This is a genomic window from Phenylobacterium sp., assembly GCF_041916435.1.
Taxonomy (GTDB): Bacteria; Pseudomonadota; Alphaproteobacteria; order Caulobacterales; family Caulobacteraceae; genus Phenylobacterium.
Map to the genome: position 1 here is coordinate 440,064 of NZ_JAYRZM010000002.1, position 17,622 is coordinate 457,685.

General features: G+C 64.8%; 10 protein-coding genes. 5 read left to right on the forward strand and 5 right to left on the reverse strand.

Annotated features, from left to right (window positions below):
* Positions 1-419: 419 nt before the first annotated feature.
* From ACE3TA_RS07030 to rmuC, 5 genes are all read right to left on the reverse strand, one after another.
* Positions 420-4,064: a DEAD/DEAH box helicase gene (locus tag ACE3TA_RS07030; RefSeq protein WP_374571938.1), complete on the reverse strand. Its 3,645-nt coding sequence runs from the start codon at positions 4,062-4,064 to the stop codon at positions 420-422.
* Positions 4,061-5,449: an EH signature domain-containing protein gene (locus tag ACE3TA_RS07035; RefSeq protein ID WP_374571940.1), complete on the reverse strand. Its 1,389-nt coding sequence runs from the start codon at positions 5,447-5,449 to the stop codon at positions 4,061-4,063. The genes ACE3TA_RS07030 and ACE3TA_RS07035 overlap by 4 nt, the downstream gene beginning before the upstream one ends.
* A complete protein-coding gene (locus ACE3TA_RS07040; RefSeq protein WP_374571942.1) occupies positions 5,446-6,210 on the reverse strand; it encodes a flagellar motor protein MotB in 765 nt (254 codons plus the stop codon). The genes ACE3TA_RS07035 and ACE3TA_RS07040 overlap by 4 nt, the downstream gene beginning before the upstream one ends.
* Positions 6,207-8,177 carry an anti-phage ZorAB system protein ZorA gene (gene zorA / locus ACE3TA_RS07045; RefSeq protein ID WP_374571944.1) on the reverse strand — a complete coding sequence of 657 codons (1,971 nt, stop codon included), beginning with the start codon at positions 8,175-8,177 and terminating at the stop codon, positions 6,207-6,209. Before zorA ends, ACE3TA_RS07040 begins: the two co-directional genes overlap by 4 nt.
* 271 nt (positions 8,178-8,448) lie before the next feature.
* Entirely contained in the window at positions 8,449-9,918 is a 1,470-nt protein-coding gene (gene rmuC / locus ACE3TA_RS07050; RefSeq protein ID WP_374571946.1) for a DNA recombination protein RmuC, read from the reverse strand.
* 119 nt (positions 9,919-10,037) lie between these two features.
* On the opposite strand from rmuC, the gene ACE3TA_RS07055 reads away from it, so the two are divergent.
* From ACE3TA_RS07055 to ACE3TA_RS07075, 5 genes are read left to right on the forward strand one after another with little or no spacing between them, the layout of a single operon-like run.
* Positions 10,038-10,931, forward strand: a complete 894-nt coding sequence (locus tag ACE3TA_RS07055; protein ID WP_374571948.1) for a WYL domain-containing protein — start codon at positions 10,038-10,040, stop codon at positions 10,929-10,931.
* Between the two features lies 1 nt (position 10,932).
* Positions 10,933-12,471, forward strand: a complete 1,539-nt coding sequence (locus ACE3TA_RS07060) for an N-6 DNA methylase (RefSeq protein ID WP_374571950.1) — start codon at positions 10,933-10,935, stop codon at positions 12,469-12,471.
* Positions 12,468-13,661 carry a restriction endonuclease subunit S gene (locus ACE3TA_RS07065; protein WP_374571952.1) on the forward strand — a complete coding sequence of 398 codons (1,194 nt, stop codon included), beginning with the start codon at positions 12,468-12,470 and terminating at the stop codon, positions 13,659-13,661. Before ACE3TA_RS07060 ends, ACE3TA_RS07065 begins: the two co-directional genes overlap by 4 nt.
* Before the next feature lie 42 nt (positions 13,662-13,703).
* Positions 13,704-14,177: a hypothetical protein gene (locus ACE3TA_RS07070; protein ID WP_374571954.1), complete on the forward strand. Its 474-nt coding sequence runs from the start codon at positions 13,704-13,706 to the stop codon at positions 14,175-14,177.
* A complete protein-coding gene (locus ACE3TA_RS07075; RefSeq protein WP_374571956.1) occupies positions 14,177-17,614 on the forward strand; it encodes a DEAD/DEAH box helicase family protein in 3,438 nt (1,145 codons plus the stop codon). Before ACE3TA_RS07070 ends, ACE3TA_RS07075 begins: the two co-directional genes overlap by 1 nt.
* Positions 17,615-17,622: the final 8 nt, after the last annotated feature.

The following is a 17,622-nucleotide window of genomic DNA, read 5'->3' on the forward strand; positions in this document are numbered from 1 at the left end:
CAAACAAAAAGAATAGGAAAAACAGTTGGATGTGTCGATTTAGAAAACACCCTGATCAGGTGTTCTCTGCGAGGCTGTGTTCAGTGGCGCCGGAGTCCGAAGGGTCTACCGTGCAGCCCGCGGCGCCTGCGATGACGTGTCCGTGGGGGAGGGGGAAGCGGAATAAAATCAACGACATGGTCGTCTTTCGTGCTCAGCCGGCGGGAATGCGCGGGAAACTTTGACCTCTACCGCCACCAACACCGCCACTTGCGTTTGCCGGTATCTCTATAACAGATTGTATTTACTGGGAAAATCGCCGAACGCGATGGCTCCCCGGGCAGGAGTGAAACTCGTTCTGGTTCCTTTTGGTCGAGATTTACTTCGCCAGTGGAGACCCCCGTCCTCGGGGCGAAGATGCGAGGGCAAGCTACATGAGCCTATTCCAGGTGGCTGGGCGGTACGTAGGTCACCGTGCACTGCCAGCGGTCGTTGAACAGCGCCTCCGCCCCGCGGCCGATCGACAGGAGATGTCGCCGAACCGCCCCGCCAGCATGGCGGACAGACACTTCGATGGTCCGGTCATGGAAGTCATCATTGCGCCCACGCCTGTCCCGACGGCGCAAAACGAGCCTGGGCGCATGGTCAGGCACAAACCGGCTGAACAGCTCGCCGATGTCGCGCCGGGCGGCAGGCTCGGGGAGATCGCCGTCCGCGTCTGGCGCGTACTCCAGCACGGCGGCCTCGAAGGTCCGGCAGACGCCCTTAAGCCTGGCGATGAATTCAACCTGCGCCCGCCGCGCATTGGTGTGGCAGAGCGCGTAGGGATCCCGGATCTCAATCTGTTCGATGTCGCGGCCGCCGAAGAGGTCGATGATCTCCTCCAGGGGACGGGGCTCGCCGGCGCGGACGTTCCAGAAGCGTACGCCAGTCTGCTCAAGCGGCCTGGGAAGGTGCATTGTCGCCCGGGCAGGGGCGCTTTCGACATCGCTGCGCTCAGCGACCTCGACCGGAGCCGTCTCAGATGCGTCGGTGGTCTCAGGCGTCGCCGCGTCTTCGTCCGGTCCAAGGGAGACCTCACGGAAAAGTCCGGCCAGATCGGCGTCACTGGGTTCCGGCGGCAGGAAGAGATCTCGGGTGAGCTGACGCTTACGCTCTATCAGGGCGTTCAGGCGCAGGTCGAAGCTGGACTCCCGGATCGCCGGATCGGGGTGCACGGCCATCGGAACATGCACATGCACGTCTCGGGTCTGGCCAATGCGAAAGACGCGGTCGGTGGCCTGGTCCTCCACGGCCGGATTCCACCATCTCGACAGGTGGATCACGTGGTTGGCGGCGGTCAGCGTCAGCCCCACGCCGCCGGCCTTTGGGGACAGGATCATGACGTCGAACCCAGGGCGACGCTGCTGAAACGCCGTCACAAGCGCCTGTCGCCTTGGTCCCGGTACGCCGCCATGGATACGGGCGGGCAGTTCGGCCAGACGAAAGCGATCCCTGATGAGGCCGGCCAGGCGCTCCTGCATCGCCAGGTCCTCGACGAAGATGAGGGCCTTCTCCCCCTTCGCCGAAATCTCCGTTAGGATCTCCAGTGTCTTGGAAAGACGTGCTGAATCCTGAGCATAGGCTTCCAGATCGGTCGGCGCCTGACGCGGATCCTGGGGGTGCAGGGAGATGCCGCGCATCTCGGCGAGGGTCGACAGCATCCCGCCCCTGCCAATGGTGCCTGCGGACGCGCCTGCTGCGGCGCGAACGACCACGTCCCGGTAGGCGTCCGCCTGGACCTCGGGCATCTCCACCGCGAACGTGGTGATATGCTTTTGCGGAAGGCCTTCGAGCTCATCCGCCTTCAGCCGCCGCAGCATGTAGGCCGGCCGTCCTGGTGCGCTGTCCATCATCTGCGCCTTCAGGCGGCGCAGGGCCTCCGGATCATTCGCCGGATGTCTGGCTTCGAAGTCGCGGCTGGCGCCAAGCAGGCCCGGCGCGATGACGTCCATGAGCGACCAGAGGTCCTGCAGGCGGTTTTCCACGGGCGTGCCGGTCATCCCCAGTGTGAAGCTGGAGTTGAGCGCCCTGGCCGCGCGGGTCATCTGGCTCGTCGGATTCTTGAGCTTCTGAATCTCGTCATAGATGACGAGGCCAAAGCGGGTCCGCGCGAAGCTGAAGTGATAGTCGCGCATGGTTTCGTAGGTGGTGAGAACGACGCCTGCGTCGCGCCAGGCCTCGCCGCGCAGGGCGGCGCGGCCCGTTTCAATGTCGCGGGCGCTCAGACCGCTGTCTTCCCGAAGCACCTTGAGGTTGGCGCCAAATGCCGGGACCAGAGGGCCCAGTCGCGGCAGATCAAGATGCTTGACGATTTCGTCGCGCCAGGTGCCCAGAAGCGCTGTCGGCGCCACGATCAGGAAGGGCGCAGACTCGCGTCGCCCCTGAGACGCCTCGTCCTGGAGCCAGGCCATGAAGGCGATGGCCTGCAGCGTCTTGCCCAGGCCCATGTCGTCGGCCAGAAGCGCGCCTGGGCGACCTGCAACGACGCATTCGGCAAGCCAGTTGAGCCCCAGCAGCTGATGCTCTTTCAGCTGCGTATGTAGCCGCTCGGGGGGATCGATCGGCCTGAAATCAACGGCCGCCTCCCCCGACACGGGCGCAAACTCGACCTCTTCAAAGTTCTCCCGCACGACCAGAAACAGCTTGCCGTCCGGGTAGCGCGGGTCGTCGGTCGCCGCGCCCGCCTCTTCCCCGTCAGGCGCGACGCCGCCGGCGAATGGGGCAAGTGCCCGGATCGATCGAAGCGTCTGATCTGTCGCCGGCAGCGCAGTGGGAGCCGGCGCTGTCTGACCGGGGGGCGGCTCGAGCAGCCCCCCCACATCAAATGTCGTCTGGCCCGCTTCCGCCGCGCCCTCGGCGCGCTTGATCAGCGGAACGATGTTGTCCGGCGGGACGACGAAGTAGTCGTCGCCGACGCGAAGTCCGAACCTTTCCGGGATCCACTGATTCTTGCCGAGTGGCGTGAGCCAGGGAAGCACCTGCGCGCGCCAGACGTCGACTCCCGCGACGCGGCTGGAGAACTGTTCGGTTTCGACGAAGAGCACGTCCAGGTCGCAGGTCTCCGCGAGAGCTTCGCCAAGCCGCTCTCTGAGAACCTGCCGCGGGTTCAGTACGAAAGCCCTTCGTTCGGCTTCCGGCCTGTCCTGCATCCTGCGGATCTCCCCGAGCACGGGACGAAGCGCAGGATCGATGTAGATGTACTCCCCATCGCGCAGGACATAGACCGGCCGCGCATCGGGCTCGCGCCTGAAGCGGTCTGAGGCGAAGAGGTTCTGCGTCGAGGGCGCAAGGACGCTGTCAAGCTCCTCGTCCGGCGCGTGGCCGTCTTCCTGCGCCTCAGCAAGGCTGTGGGCGCCGAAGAGGACCGGATCGAAGTCCGTCTGTTCCGGGGTCAGGGCATTCAGCTTGAGCGATGCGCTCGACGCATAGTGGACCCGCAGGTCCCGCAGGTAGCTTTCTGACTCGACGGGCGCGCGGGGGTCTTCCGGCCAGTGGCGCCGAAGCTCCGCCAACGCGCGAAACCGTTCTGAGGCGTCGTGCGGCTGCAGCAGTGGCTGCGCCGACCTCCAGAGCGACCAGAGCGGTTCGGGAACGCGACTGACGCCGTCCGAGCTCTTCAGGATCGCCCCCTGAAGCTCGGCTCGAACCGGCTGTCCGCCCGGGCGAATCCAACGCGCAGCGAGCGTGAAATCGGGATTGGAGATGATGCCCTGGGGCTTCAACTCCAGCGCCAGACTGGTCGCAGGGGGCAGCGACAGTATCGCAGCGGTCGCGGCGTCCAGGCGTGCGACGAGCTGCGGAGGCAGCCAAACGTCATCTGCGCGAAATTCGCATGAAGATTCATCCTCGCCGGCATCCTCCTCAGACTCCAGCTGCAGGAGGGTGAGGGCTGAGGCGACCTCGGGCTTTGCTGAAACCCAGTCGCTAGTCGGGACGCGTCTGCCGTTGTCTTCGAGCCAGACGACAAGCTGATCGCCTTCAGCGGCGTGCCGGAACGTCGCCTCAGAGCCGCTTTTTCTGCGTCGCCCAAACCAGCCGCTCATACAGTCACCCCAGTTTCATGGCGGATCAGCTCGCGAACCTTCCAGCGCCAGTCGCCTTGGTGCGCTCCCCACAATGGCGCATTCATTAGTTCACGCGGTTCGTAGTCGGGTCTGCGGCGACTGTTGTGTCGGAAGAGAGCCGGGTGTCCGCGATCCCCGTGCCGCCACATGTTCCAGCGGCCGTTATGGCTCCACTCCACTACCGTGAGATCGCCAATCTTCATGATCAGCGCCGCATGTTCGGCCGTGCGACTTCCGCCAGACGCCAGCCGGCCAAACATTGACAGCCCGGTATCATTGCTGCGGCTGGCCGCCTGCTCGGCCCGCCAGGCCCCGTCCGCGCCGAAGGCCACCCAGGCGGCCGAGATGTGGTCCGCGTGCAGGTACCTCTCCCAGAATTCGCGGCGTTCCGCCCACATGTCCGGTCGGTCGGTCGTCTCAGCGACAATGTCGAAGAACTGTTCGACGGAAGCCTTTGTGAGCCACCTGACAATGACGTCGTAGGCGTCTGGAGCCTGCGCCCTGACCACCGACCAGCGGGCAGGCTGGACACGCGGGTCACCGGCGTAGGAAATCGCCGCGTCCAGCAGAGTGGCCTTGTGTTCCCCCTTTGGCTCGTTGGTCTCCCAGGGCCGGAAGAGGGCACCGGCGAATTCAGTCCATGCGCGCGGATAGGCGTATGCGCTCCCCCCAAGGCGCGACCAGGCGATCAGCCGCGTCTGAAGCGGCGTCGCTCTGGATTCCTTCTTGCCCTGGACGCTGATGCACCCGAGCCTGAAGGCCGCTTCAGCCAGACCGCCGCGTAGCCTTCCCTCTGATTGCAGGCCGGCGGACTGCAGGATCGATTGCGGCGGCTCGGCTGAGTCCATCACCGCTCGGGTCAGACGCTCTGGCGCCCGAGCCGCATCAAAGATCAGGTACTGTCGCGCGCGCTGGGGCCATGCGTCGGTGTCGCGCCAGGGCCATCGGGAGCTCAGGCCTTCCAGTCGCTTTCCGAGAAAGGCCACATCGGTGTCATCAGGCGAAAAGCGGTCGAGATAGACGTCGATCAGGGCGAGGAACGCCGCGCGCCTTTGCAGACGCTCCACTTCAGCGATGATCGGAAGGCTGAGCCTGCGGTCGCGACCGGGAGGATGCGGCGGTTGAAGAAACGCGCGGCAGGTCTCGCGAAGGTCGCGCCGGGACAGCGACGCGAGACGGTCTTCGCTGACCGCCAGGGCGACCAGGCTCTGCAGAGCCGCGACGTCCACGCTCGACGGTCCGTCCGATGCTTCCGCTTCGATCTTGCGGGCGGCGCGGTGCATCGCGAGCGGTTCCGGCGCTGAAGCCGCCAGGCGCCTGAGCAGACGGTCAGGTTGCGCGAGAAGTGCGGCCAGGCCCTTCATTGCGCCTCCAGCCGCTGTCTCAGAGCCCCGGCGGTGGCCCCCGAATCCGGAGTGACCATGATCAGACGAAGATCGATGCGCCGATTTCTGCGCTTGTCCTCGTCAGTCGGGCCCCGATCTATCAGACGCTGCGGGCCGTAACCGCTGACGCTTAGGACCGGCTCACAATCCCCGTTTCGGTTTAGCGAACACTCGGCGGCCAGGGCGGGGCGCAGCGAGGTGAGCGCACGATAGGTGTTCGTTGCGCGGAGCGCCGAAAGGTCCCAGTTGTCGCGAAGCATGCCGGCCCCCTTCAGGGCGTCGGCGTCGGTATGGCCTTCGACATAGAGCGCTTCGATACGGTGGTGGTTGTCCGGTGGACAGCGCGCAGGCCGCTGCGCGGAACCTCCCGTCAGATCGGTGTAGCAGGGCAGGACGTCAGCGAGCGCATCGGCAAGATGGCCGACAGCTGTGAGGCCTTCGGGCTTCAGCTCCGCCCTTGCGCTGTCGAACAAAATGGCGTCCGGAAGACGCAGGACGCCATTCTGAGTGTCGATTGAGACGATGACGCCGTTTTCCTTCAGTGTCTTCTGTAGCTTATGCAGAATTTCCGTCCGGGTGCGATCGGCTCCAGACAGCTGCTCGGTCACGTCTCTGAACTGAAGGACATAGTACATAAGCAGGATGATGAAGATAAAAACTAGACCGACCATCATGTCGGTCATGGACACAAAGTAGTTTTCTTCTTCAATATCTGCTTCGTGCGGTTCGTCGAAGGTCATTCGGCCGCCTCCGGGGTTTTCCGCGCGAGGTCGACGTATTCGTCGAGCGCGCCTGCGTACTCCTCGATCTGAGTAAGCGACCCAGAAAGCTTGCTGACGGCATTCGCCAACTCAGCGTCGAACTGTTGGGCGAAGCGCCGAAACTCATCGAAGCTGTCGCCCAGCGTTTCCCCGAGGCGGACTGCTACGGCTTCCAGATCTCGATCTACGCGTTCGAATCTTGCACGGTAGTCTTCCCAGGCGCTCGTGGCTGCGGCCTGCGTGCTACGGACGCCTTCAACAAGATCCTTGAGACCGGTGAGCGCTTCACTCTCTGTGCGCTGGTTGGCTTCAATGGAGCGCGAAATTCGGCCTGCGGCGTCGTTCACCGCCTGCACGGCTTGGGCAACCGGGGCAGCTGCGGCCGTGAAGCCGCGAGCAGCCTCGCCGATCGTGCTAGCGACGGTCCGTGATTGTCCGGCCACTTCCGCCATTGCTTCGGCCGTTCGCGATGCGCTCTCGCCGCTCTTCACAAAGCCATCGCGTGAGCGTTCGATTTGCTCTGCGGCCTCTCCAACTGCGCGCGCAAGGCCTGTGGCAGCGCTGCGTAGCGACTCGCCACTGTCCTGCAGGGCGTGCTCGAACGTCCGCTGACTTTCGGCGACGCCTTTCGCCAGGGCTTCTGAGACGCCCTGCTGAAGCGTTGTCGCGGCCTGTGCCCCGGCGAGCTGCAGGGCCTGCACCGCCCTCTTCATGGCTTCATTCGATTCGGCCTGCGCCTCCTCAAGGCCCTTCAGCACCTTGCCCAGCGCTTCGTCCTGCGCTCTTGCTGACGCCTCGCCCTGCTCGGCGAGCTTGCCCCCAAGTCCATCGACCTGGCTGGTCAGGTGTTCAAAGGCACTTCTAATGTCGGCGGCTGCCTGGGCGAAGTCGGTGCCGGCCGCGCGGATTTGCGACGCTGCATGATCACCGGAGCTGCCGACTGAGGCGCTGAGCGCGTCAAGGCGCTCGCCGAGCGTGCCCAGGGTCTGGCCAAGGGCGCGAAGTTCGCCCCCCGTTGCTTGTGAGATCGCGTCCGCTGCGCCCTGTCCGAGGCCCACGCGAATGCTGTCGCCCATGCCCGTGATGTTGTCATTGAGGGATGAGAGCGATGCCGTCACAGGCGCCATGGCCTGCTGGAACTGGGCGCCCATCCGCTCGCTGATCTGCAGAGCGAAGTCCGTGTTGAACACCTTCAGCTGGGCGCTCTGTTCGCGCAGCTCATGCAGCTGCTCCACCGCGAGTCGTTGCGGCGGGACATAGAGCAGCCCCCGTTCCAGCAGGCTGCATAGCTCCTCTGTCAGATGCGATGTCCGGCGGACGAGGTTGCGTTCAACGGCGCGAAGGATCAGCGAACTCCCGACTCCAGCGACCGATGTGAAGAACTTGGCTCCAGCCACTGCAAGAAGCGTCCGCAGGGATTCCTGCATCGCGGCGGGCGGTGCGCCGGGGGCCATGCCCTGGCGGGCGGTGTGAAGGGCCACAATGAGGCCCATGAAGGTCAGAAGGAGGCCTAGGCCGACCATGAGGTTCGACCAAAACACGAGGCGAGTTTGTTTAGGTGCCGCGCGCAAGAAGAATGAAGACGGCCTGCTTGTGTTGCGGATCGGTGTTTCAGTCTCATCGACAATCGACTCGTGGAACTCCGCCCACGCTAAAACGAGCGGGTCAGTGCGTTTGCCCGCAGCCAGGCTCGTCGCAACTTCCGGAAAGGCCGAGCTAAACGCAGCGCGCTCCGCGGAAGGGTCGGGATCAGCGCCCAGAGCGCGACGAAGCACGGCAATTCGCGACGAGACGGCCCTCTGGTAGGGCCACGTTCGCAGCGTCTCCTGCAAACCCACGAAGCTCGCCCAGAGAAGCATCGGCAGCGCGAAAAGGAACGGCGCCACCCAGCGTACGCCGAAGACGATCTCCAGCCAGCCGAGGATAAGGTCCAATGCGTCGTTCAAGTCAGCCCCCCAGTTCACCCGTTCGGACGGGTCACAATCCAACCTCAGGTTATCATCGTCAGGATACCGAGCAGTGAGCTCGAATAGTTACCTATGCGAGTGAATCAATTGGGAAGTCGCTCGCGAAGGGCGAATTTCGACTCCCTGCCGCTCCCTCTTCGCCATCAGGTGGTTTTATCTATCCACTGCGAATTGCATGCTCGGATCATCCCAGATTGACCACCCGGTGCTTCGATATCACTCTTGGTAGCAATATTCGCGCCGTTGCCCCCTATTCGCCCTCGACAGCCTCAAGGAAGCGGGCGGCGAGGTCGGGAGCGGGCAGTTCTGCTTGTTCCACCTTGCGCAGCGTGCGTTCCAGCGCGCGCGTTCGGACGCCAGCGTCGTTGATGGTGTTCTGGGCTGTCGCCAGCTGCTTGCTCAGCTTGTCCCAGACCTGCGCGTACCGGCCAAACTCGGCCTTGGCCGCAGCGAGCACCTGCCACACCTCGCTGGACCGCTTCTCGATCGCGAGGGTGCGGAAGCCCATTTGTAGGCTGTTGAGCACGGCGGTTAGGGTGGTGGGCCCCGTCACGATCACGCGATGCTTGGTCTGCAGGTCGCCGCAAAGGCCCGGGCGTCGAATGATCTCGGCGAACAACCCCTCAGTCGGCAGATACATAATTGCAAAGTCGGTCGAGAAGGGCGGGTGGACGTACTTATCGCTAATCGTCCGGGCTTGGCCCCGTACCGCCCGCTCCAGGGCTGCGCCGGCCTGCTCGACCTCGTCGACAGCGCCGGCTTCCTGCGCGATGAGCAGGCGCTCGTAGTCCTCGTGCGGGAACTTGGCGTCGATCGGCAGGTAGACGGGCGCGCCGTCGCCCTTGCCGGGCAGACGCACAGCGAATTCGACGATCTCGGTCGCCTCGGGGCGGATACGGACGTTCTTCTCGAACTGCTCGGGAGTCAGCATGTCTTCGAGCAGCATGCCTAGCTGCACCTCACCCCAGCCGCCGCGCGACTTCACATTGGTGAGCACGCGCTTCAGGTCGCCGACGCCGGTCGCCAGCGTCTGCATTTCGCCGAGGCCTTTGTGAACGGCCTCTAGCCGCTCGCTCACCTGCTTGAAGGACTCGCCGAGCCGGGCTTCGAGCGTGCCCTGCAGCTTCTCCTCGACGGTGGCGCGCATCTGCTCAAGCTTGGCTTCGTTGTCCTTGCGCAGTTCGCCCAGGTTGGTGGTCAGGGCTTCGCGGATAGACTCCTGCTTCTTGTCGTTGGCTTCGGTGAGCGCCTGCACCCGTTGCGCCACGGTCCCCAGCGCCTTCTCCTGCGCTTCGCGGGCGGTCACATTGGCCTTCTCGAGGCGCTCGGCGAGTTCCTTCATGGCCTGGTTGGTTTCAGCCAGACGCGTGGTTTGGGTGCGGGCGAAGGTTTCGCTCGACTGCTTGACCGACTCTTCGAGCTTGGCGCGGCCATCGGAGGCCTCCTGACGCATCGCCTTCAGGTGCTCGGTCTGCTCCTGGGAAAAGGTCGCGAACCGGCCCTCCAAAGCCGCTTGCAGCGTCGTGACTGCGCCACGCTGGTCTTCTCGTGCCAGTCGCGCGTCGTCGCGCGCGGTGGCCGCCATGTCGCGCAGGGCCCCTTCCAGTCGGTCCAGTCTGTCGACCGCCTCGCTCATCGGCTTGCCCGTATGGCGCGTCATCAATGCATAGATCGCCAGAGCGCAGCTCAGCAGCGCGGCGACGGCGGCGGTGGTCGACATCCAGAACATTGTCTTTTCCCTTCGGCGGTGGCCCGGATTGACCCCCGGTCTCAATCAGAATAGTTTCGATATGGGTCATAAAAATATACCAGTCAAGTTTCTATTCTCATTGGAGTCTCATGGGCAACGATCGCGACACAGGCAAAATCCGCTGGGGCGCGGAGCAGCGCCTTGAGTTCATTGAGTTTCGGGCGTTCTGGGAAGGCGGCGTGAACCGTTCCGATCTCATGGAGCGGTTCGGCGTCTCGACGCCGCAAGCGTCCAACGACCTCAGCCAATACCGCGAGCTGGCGCCGGACAACCTCGCGTACGACGCCAGCGCCAAGCGCTACGTGGCGAGCGAGGCGTTCAAGCCGGTATTCCTCGCGCCCAACCCGGATAGGTATCTCTCGCAACTCCGCGCGCGCGCCGAGGGCGTTTTAAGCGCGGAGGAGACCTGGCTGGGCGCTTTGCCAGTCGCCGAGGCCATGCCGATCCCGGCGCGCAAGGTCGACGCTGGTCTATTCCGCCAGCTGCTGGCGGTCATTCGCGAGGGCGGTTCGGTCGAGGTGCTCTACCAATCGATGAGCCCCGAGCGTCCCGACAGCCTGTGGCGTCGCGTAACGCCGCACGCCTTCGCCACTGATGGCCTGAGGTGGCACGTGCGCGCCTACTGTCACCTTGATAGCAACTACAAGGACTTCATCCTGTCGCGTTGGCGCTCGCTGCGTTCGCCTGGCCCAGCTGGCCGCCTGGCCGAATCGGACAAGGACTGGCGGGAAACCTTCTCGGTCGTCCTTGAGCCGAATCCGGCTCTGTCCAAGAACCAGCGGGACGCCGTCGCCTGGGAGTATGACATGCCGAACGGAAGCGCGGTTCTCGCCGTGCGCAAAGCCATGCTTTACTACTTAAAGAAGAGATTGCGGCTTGATGTGCTGGGCGATGCGCCGGCCGAGACGCCGGTGGTGGTGGCCAACCGCGATGCGTTTGAAAACGCCCTGGCTTCGGCCAACGGCGAAGTGATGGGGGCTTAGCGTGCTGGTCGGGGAAATCCGCAGTCAGATCGACAGCATCTGGAACGACTTCTGGGCGGGCGGGATGTCGAACCCGCTGAGCGTGATCGAGCAGATCACCTACCTGCTCTTCATCAAGCGCCTGGACGAGCTGCAGGACGTCGAGGAGGCCAAGGCCAACACCCTCAAGATCCCGCTGGAGCGGCGCTTCTTCCCCGAGGGCGAGGACCCGCGGGGCGAGCCCTACGAAAACCTGCGCTGGAAGAACTTCAAGGGCCTGGAGCCCCGCGAGATGTTCCGGATTGTGGACGAGCACGTCTTCCCCTTCATCCGCGAAAGGGTGGCGGCCGAAGGCTCGCTCGCCAAGAGCATGCGCGATGCGCGGTTCCAGATCCCCACGCCGGCCCTGCTGGCCAGGGCCGTGGACAAGCTCGACCATGTGCCGATGGGCGATCGCGACACCAAGGGCGACGTCTACGAGTACATGCTGGGCAAGATCGCCAGCGCCGGCCAGAACGGCCAGTTCCGCACGCCGCGCCACATCATCGCACTGATGACGGCGCTGATGGCCCCGACGCCCAGGGACGTGATCTGCGATCCGGCGGCGGGCACCTGCGGCTTCCTGGTGGCGGCCAGCGAATATCTGCGCGACCATCACCCTGAGCTGTTCCGCGACGACGCCCTACGCCGCCATTTCCACGAGCAGGCGTTCCACGGCTTCGATTTCGACCCGACCATGCTGCGCATCGGGGCGATGAACATGATCCTGCACGGGGTCGAGAACCCGGTGGTGGAGTACCGCGACAGCCTCTCGGAGGACATCGCCGGCGAGAAGGACCGCTACAGCCTGATCCTCGCCAATCCGCCGTTCGCGGGCTCGCTGGACTTCGAGCAGACGGCGCGCGACCTGCAGCAGGTGGTGAAGACCAAGAAGACCGAGCTGCTGTTCCTGGCCCTCTTCCTGCGCCTGCTGCGCACCGGCGGCCGGGCGGCGGTGATCGTGCCGGACGGGGTGCTGTTCGGCTCGTCCAAGGCGCACAAGGAGCTGCGGCGCTTGCTGGTGGAGGACAACAAGCTGGACGCCGTGATCTCGCTTCCGTCGGGCGTCTTCCGGCCCTACGCGGGGGTCTCGACAGCGATCCTGATCTTCACCAAGACCGGTGTCGGCGGCACCGACCATGTCTGGTTCTACGACATGACCGCGGATGGGCTGTCGCTCGACGACAAGCGCCAGCCGCTGCTGCCGGACGAGAAGCTCGGGCTCACCAAGGTCGCGTTGACCGAGGCCGAACACGCGAAGAACAACCTGCCCGACGTTCTGGCGCGCTGGGCCGAGCGCGACGTCGCCGAGCGTGAGCGGCCGCGTACGGCCCAAAGCTTCTGCGTGCCCAAGGCCGACATCGCCGCTGACGGGGCCTACGACCTGTCGATCAACCGCTACAAGGAGACCGTGCACGAGGCCGTCGAGCATGAAAGCCCGGCGGAGATCATCGCCGAGTTGAAAGTGCTGGAGGCGGAGATCGCCGACGGGTTGGCCAAGCTCGAGGAGATGTTGGCGTGATCAGCGGCGCCGCGCGGCTGGGAGACGTCGCAACGCTCAACCCGCCCACTCCGCGCGGGCTCCTTGGCAGCGACACAGAAGTTGCGGTCGTCCCGATGGCGGCTGTGTCTGAGCAAGGCTCAATGCGCATCCAGGAGTACAAGCCGGCAAACGAAGTCAGCTCGGGGCTGTCCTATTTCACCGACGGTGATGTGCTCGTCGCTAAGATCACGCCCTGCTATGAGAACAACAAAATAACGCAGGCATCTATTGACAGGGCGCACGCCTTTGGATCGACCGAGTTTCATGTGTTGCGTCCAGATCAACGTCGGTTAGACGGCAGATATCTGACGCACTTCCTGCGGCAAGATCGTGTCCGGACTTCGGGCGTCAAGCGCATGACTGGGAGTGGGGGCCAGCGCCGAGTTCCTCGAAGCTTTCTAGAGGAGCTGGAAATCCCCCTCCCGCCGCTCGGCGAGCAGCGGCGGATCGCGGCGATCCTCGACCTAGTTGATGGTCTGAGGCGAAGAGATAACCTGGTATCGGTCAAGGCTCACTCTCTATGGCGATCGGCATTTGAAGTTATGATCGGCGATCCCGCAGTCAATGCGATGCGCTGGCCAATGAGAACGCTAGGGTCAATCAGTCTCATCTTTTCCGATGGCCCGTTCGGATCGAACCTCAAGAGTGAACATTATGTCCCGCTCGGCGTGCGGGTCATACGTCTGCAAAATATTGGCGTTGGCGAGTTTATCGACAATGATCGCGCCTACATTTCCGCCGAGCACTTTTCGCGCCTTCAGAAGCACGCCTGTAGGCCCTTCGACGTGCTCATAGGCACTCTAGGCGATCCGAATCTGCGTGCTTGCCTCCAACCTCAAGCCATCCCAATCGCGTTGAACAAAGCGGACTGCGTCCAAATGCGCTGTGATCCCGACAAGGCGCTGCCTGAATACGTCGAAGCGCTCCTCAATCACCCGTCAACTGCACGAATGGCGGCCAGTAGGATACAGGGTCAAACACGCCTGCGCATAAGCATGGGCCGACTGAGGGAGTTGGAGGTCCCAGTGCCCCCCGTTTCTGTCCAGAGCGAGTTTGTCGAGCGTGTTAGAAACATACGGGCGTTGCAGGGAAAGCAAACGGAAAGAAGCGAACGCCTAGACGCCCTCTTCGCTTCCCTCCAGCACCGCGCGTTCCGGGGAGAACTCTGAGCGATGCCTCCCGCGACCCACGTCCTGACACTCCCGGGCCCGATGCTACGTCGCGGGTTCTGGCTCTATGTCTGGCGGGTCGAAGCTCCGCGCGGCGATCTGCTTTATGTCGGCCGCACGGGAGACAACTCCAGCCCGCACGCCAGCGCGCCCTATACCCGCATGGGCCAGCACCTGGGCTCGGCGGCGAACCAGAACGCCCTGCGCAGGCATCTGGAGGCGCGCGGCGTGGCGCTCGAGGCCTGCACTTTCCATCTCGTGGGCCACGGTCCGCTCTACGACGAAGTCGCCAAGACCGGCGAGAATACGCGCGAGGTCCTGATGGCCGCGCACAAGCCGCTGCGGGATCTCGTCGGGGCGATGGAGAAGGCGCTGGCCGACGATCTCGCTGAGGCGGGCTATGCCGTGCTCAACACCGTCAACTGCAAGTGGCCCCTCGACCCAGTGCTCTGGGCGCCGGTGCGCGCGGCCTTCGCCGAGCACTTTCCGAATCTGAACCGGGAGGCGGCCGCCTGATGTCCCAGTTCGCCTTCCTCGCCGCCGAATTCCCCGAGGTCCATAGCCTCGCGGCGCGGGCGGAAGGCATGGCGCGGACCGATGCGCGGGGCGCGTGTTTCTATGCGCGGCTGTCGCTGGAGACGATCGTCGAGTGGCTCTACCGGCGTGAGAGCAGCCTGAAGTCGCCGTACGAGGCGACGCTGTCGGCACGCATCCACGAGGCGACGTTCCGCAACCTGGTTGGACCGGCGCTGCTGGCCAAGGCCAAGGTGGTCAAGGACCTGGGCAACAAGGCCGCGCACGAGGGCGGCCGGGCCGTGCCGCCCGGCGATGGGATCGCCGCGGTGCGCGAGCTGTTCCACCTGGCCTACTGGCTGGCGCGGACCTATGCGCGGGGCGCCAAGCCGGCGGACGCCGTCGCTTTCTCGGCCGACGCCCTGCCGATGAACAGGGCGGTGCCAGCCGAACGTCTCGACCAGCTGAACGCCGCCGCCCAGCGCTTCGTCGAGGCGGTGAAAGCGCGCGAGGCGGCGGAAGCCAAGCAGCGGGCCAGCGAGGAGGACCGCGTCCGCCTCGAGGCCGAGATCGCGCGGCTGCAGGCCGAGGTGGCGGCGGCCAAGGCCGCCAACGCGAAGGTTCCGGACCATCACGACTACGGCGAGGCCGCGACCCGCGACCTCTTCATCGACCTGCTCCTGCGCGAATCCGGCTGGACGTTCACCCGGCCTGGCCATGACACCGAGTACCGGGTCACCGGGATGCCCAACCAGCCGGGCGAGGGCTTCGTCGACTATGTACTGTGGGGCGACGACGGCAAGCCGCTGGGGGTCGTCGAGGCCAAGCGCACGCGCAAGGACGCCCGCGCCGGCCAGCAGCAGGCCAAGCTCTACGCTGACTGCCTTGAGACGATGACCGGGCAGCGGCCGGTGATCTTCTGCTCCAACGGCTACGAGCACTGGATCTGGGACGACACGCGCTATCCGCCGCGGCCGATCCAGGGCTTCCTGACCAAGGATGAGCTGGAGCTGGCGATCCGTCGGCGCACGGCGATGAAGTCCCTCTCGTCGGCCGAGATCGATGGGACGATCGTCGAGCGCTACTACCAGACCCGCGCCATCCGCCGCGTGGCCGAGGCGTTCGAGAAGGACCATGCCCGGCGAGCCCTGCTGGTGATGGCGACCGGCTCGGGCAAGACGCGGACGGTGATCGCGCTCGCCGACCTCCTGATGCGGGCCAACTGGGCGCGCCGCATTCTGTTCCTGGCCGACCGCCAGGCTCTGGTGAACCAGGCGGTGGGAGCGTTCCGCAAGTTCCTGCCCGACGCTTCGCCCGTGAACCTTCTGATGGACAAGAACGCGACCGGCCGCGTCTACGTCTCGACCTACCCGACGATGATGAACCTGATCGACAAGGGGGATGGGGAGACGCGGCGGTTCGGCCCCGGCCATTTCGATCTGATCGTCATCGATGAGGCGCACCGGTCAGTCTATCGCAAATACGGCGCGATCTTCGACTACTTCGACAGCCTGCTGGTGGGCCTGACCGCCACGCCGAAGGACGAGGTGGACCGCGACACCTATCGCCTGTTCGACCTACAGCGGGGCGTGCCGACAGACGCCTACGGCCTGGACGAGGCGGTCGACGACGGCTTCCTCGTGCCGCCCGTGGCCGTCTCGGTGCCGCTGAAGTTCCAGCGGGAGGGGATCAGATATGACGACCTCGCCGAGGATGAGAAGGAGCAGTGGGACGCCCTCGAATGGGACGAGGAGGGGACCGTCCCGGCCATCGTCGAGCCGGCGGCCCTGAACAAGTGGCTGTTCAACGCCGACACGGTGGACAAGGTGCTGGAGCACCTGATGACCCACGGCCAGCGAGTGGCGGACGGCGACCGGCTGGGCAAGACCATTATATTCGCCAAGAACCAGGACCATGCGCGGTTCATCGTAAAACGGTTCGACGACGCCTACCCGCACTACGCCGGGTCGTTCGCCCGCGTGATCATCTCGGCCGACTCCTACGCGCAGACCCTGATCGACGACTTCAGCCAGCCCGAGAAGCCGCCGCACATCGCCGTCTCGGTCGACATGCTGGACACGGGCATCGACGTGCCCGAGGTGGTGAACCTCGTCTTCTTCAAGGCCGTGCGCTCGAAGACCAAGTTCTGGCAGATGCTGGGGCGCGGCACGCGGCTGTGTCCCGACCTGTTCGGGCCTGGGCAGCACAAGACGAGCTTCTCGGTCTTCGACTTCTGTCAGAACTTCGAGTTCTTCAACCAGAATCCGGACGTGACGGACGGCGCGATCGGCGACTCTCTTTCCAAGCGCCTCTTCGCTGCGCGCGTGGAACTGATCTGCGCCCTCGACGCGCTGCACCCGGCGAGCGACGGCATGGGCGAGGACGGAGCGGTGTTCGACGGTCCGGACGACGCCGAATGGACGCCTGCGCGATTGCGCGAGACCTTGGCCAAACTGCTGCGCGACGAGATCGGCGGCATGAGCCTCGACAACTTCCTGGTCCGCGCCCATCGCCGCTACGTGGAGAAGTTCGGCGACGAGGCCGCCTGGGCGCGCCTCAGTCTCGACGATCAGGCCGAGCTGGTGAACGAGGTGGCGGGCTTGCCGACCAGCGTCACCGACGACGATCTTGCGGCCAAGCAGTTCGATGCGCTGATCCTGCGCACCCAGCTCTCCGTGCTCCGCGCCGAGAGCGCGTTCACGGGCCTCAAGAAGAAGGTCGTCGAGCTGGCCGCGCTCCTCGAGGAGATGTCGAACATCCCGGCTGTGGCCCGGGAACTGGCGCTGATCCAGGAGATCCAGGGCGACGACTTCTGGCAGGACGTCACCGCGCCAATGCTGGAGACCGTGCGCCGCCGGCTGCGGGCCCTGATCAAGCTGATCGAGGTGAAGCGCCGCGGGATCGTCTACACCGACTTCGAAGATGCGATCGGGGCAGGCGACGCCGTTGAGGTGAAGGGCGTGGGGGCGGGGGCCGACATGGTCCGCTTCAAGATGAAGGCGCGCCACTTCCTGCGCGACCACGAGGACCACATCGCCGTTCAGAAGCTACGGCGAAACGAGCCGTTGACTGTCACGGATCTCGCTGAGCTGGAGCGCATCTTCGTCGATGCGAGAGTGGCGGAGCCTGAGGACCTGGAGCGGGTGCGGGCCGACGGTGGCCTTGGCTTGTTCGTGCGCTCGCTGGTGGGGCTGGACCGCGAAGCGGCGAAGGCGGCCTTCGCCTCGTTCATGGCCAAGCGGACGCTTTCGGCGAACCAGATCGAGTTCCTGGGCATGGTCATCGACTACCTGACCGAACGCGGCCAGATGGACCCCCGTCTGCTCTACGAAAGCCCGTTCACCGACCTGGATCCGATGGGGGTCGCCGGCATCTTCGGGGAAGACGCCGGCGCCGTGATCGAAGTACTCGCCGAGGTGACGCGGCGCACCGCCGCCTAAGCCTGTTC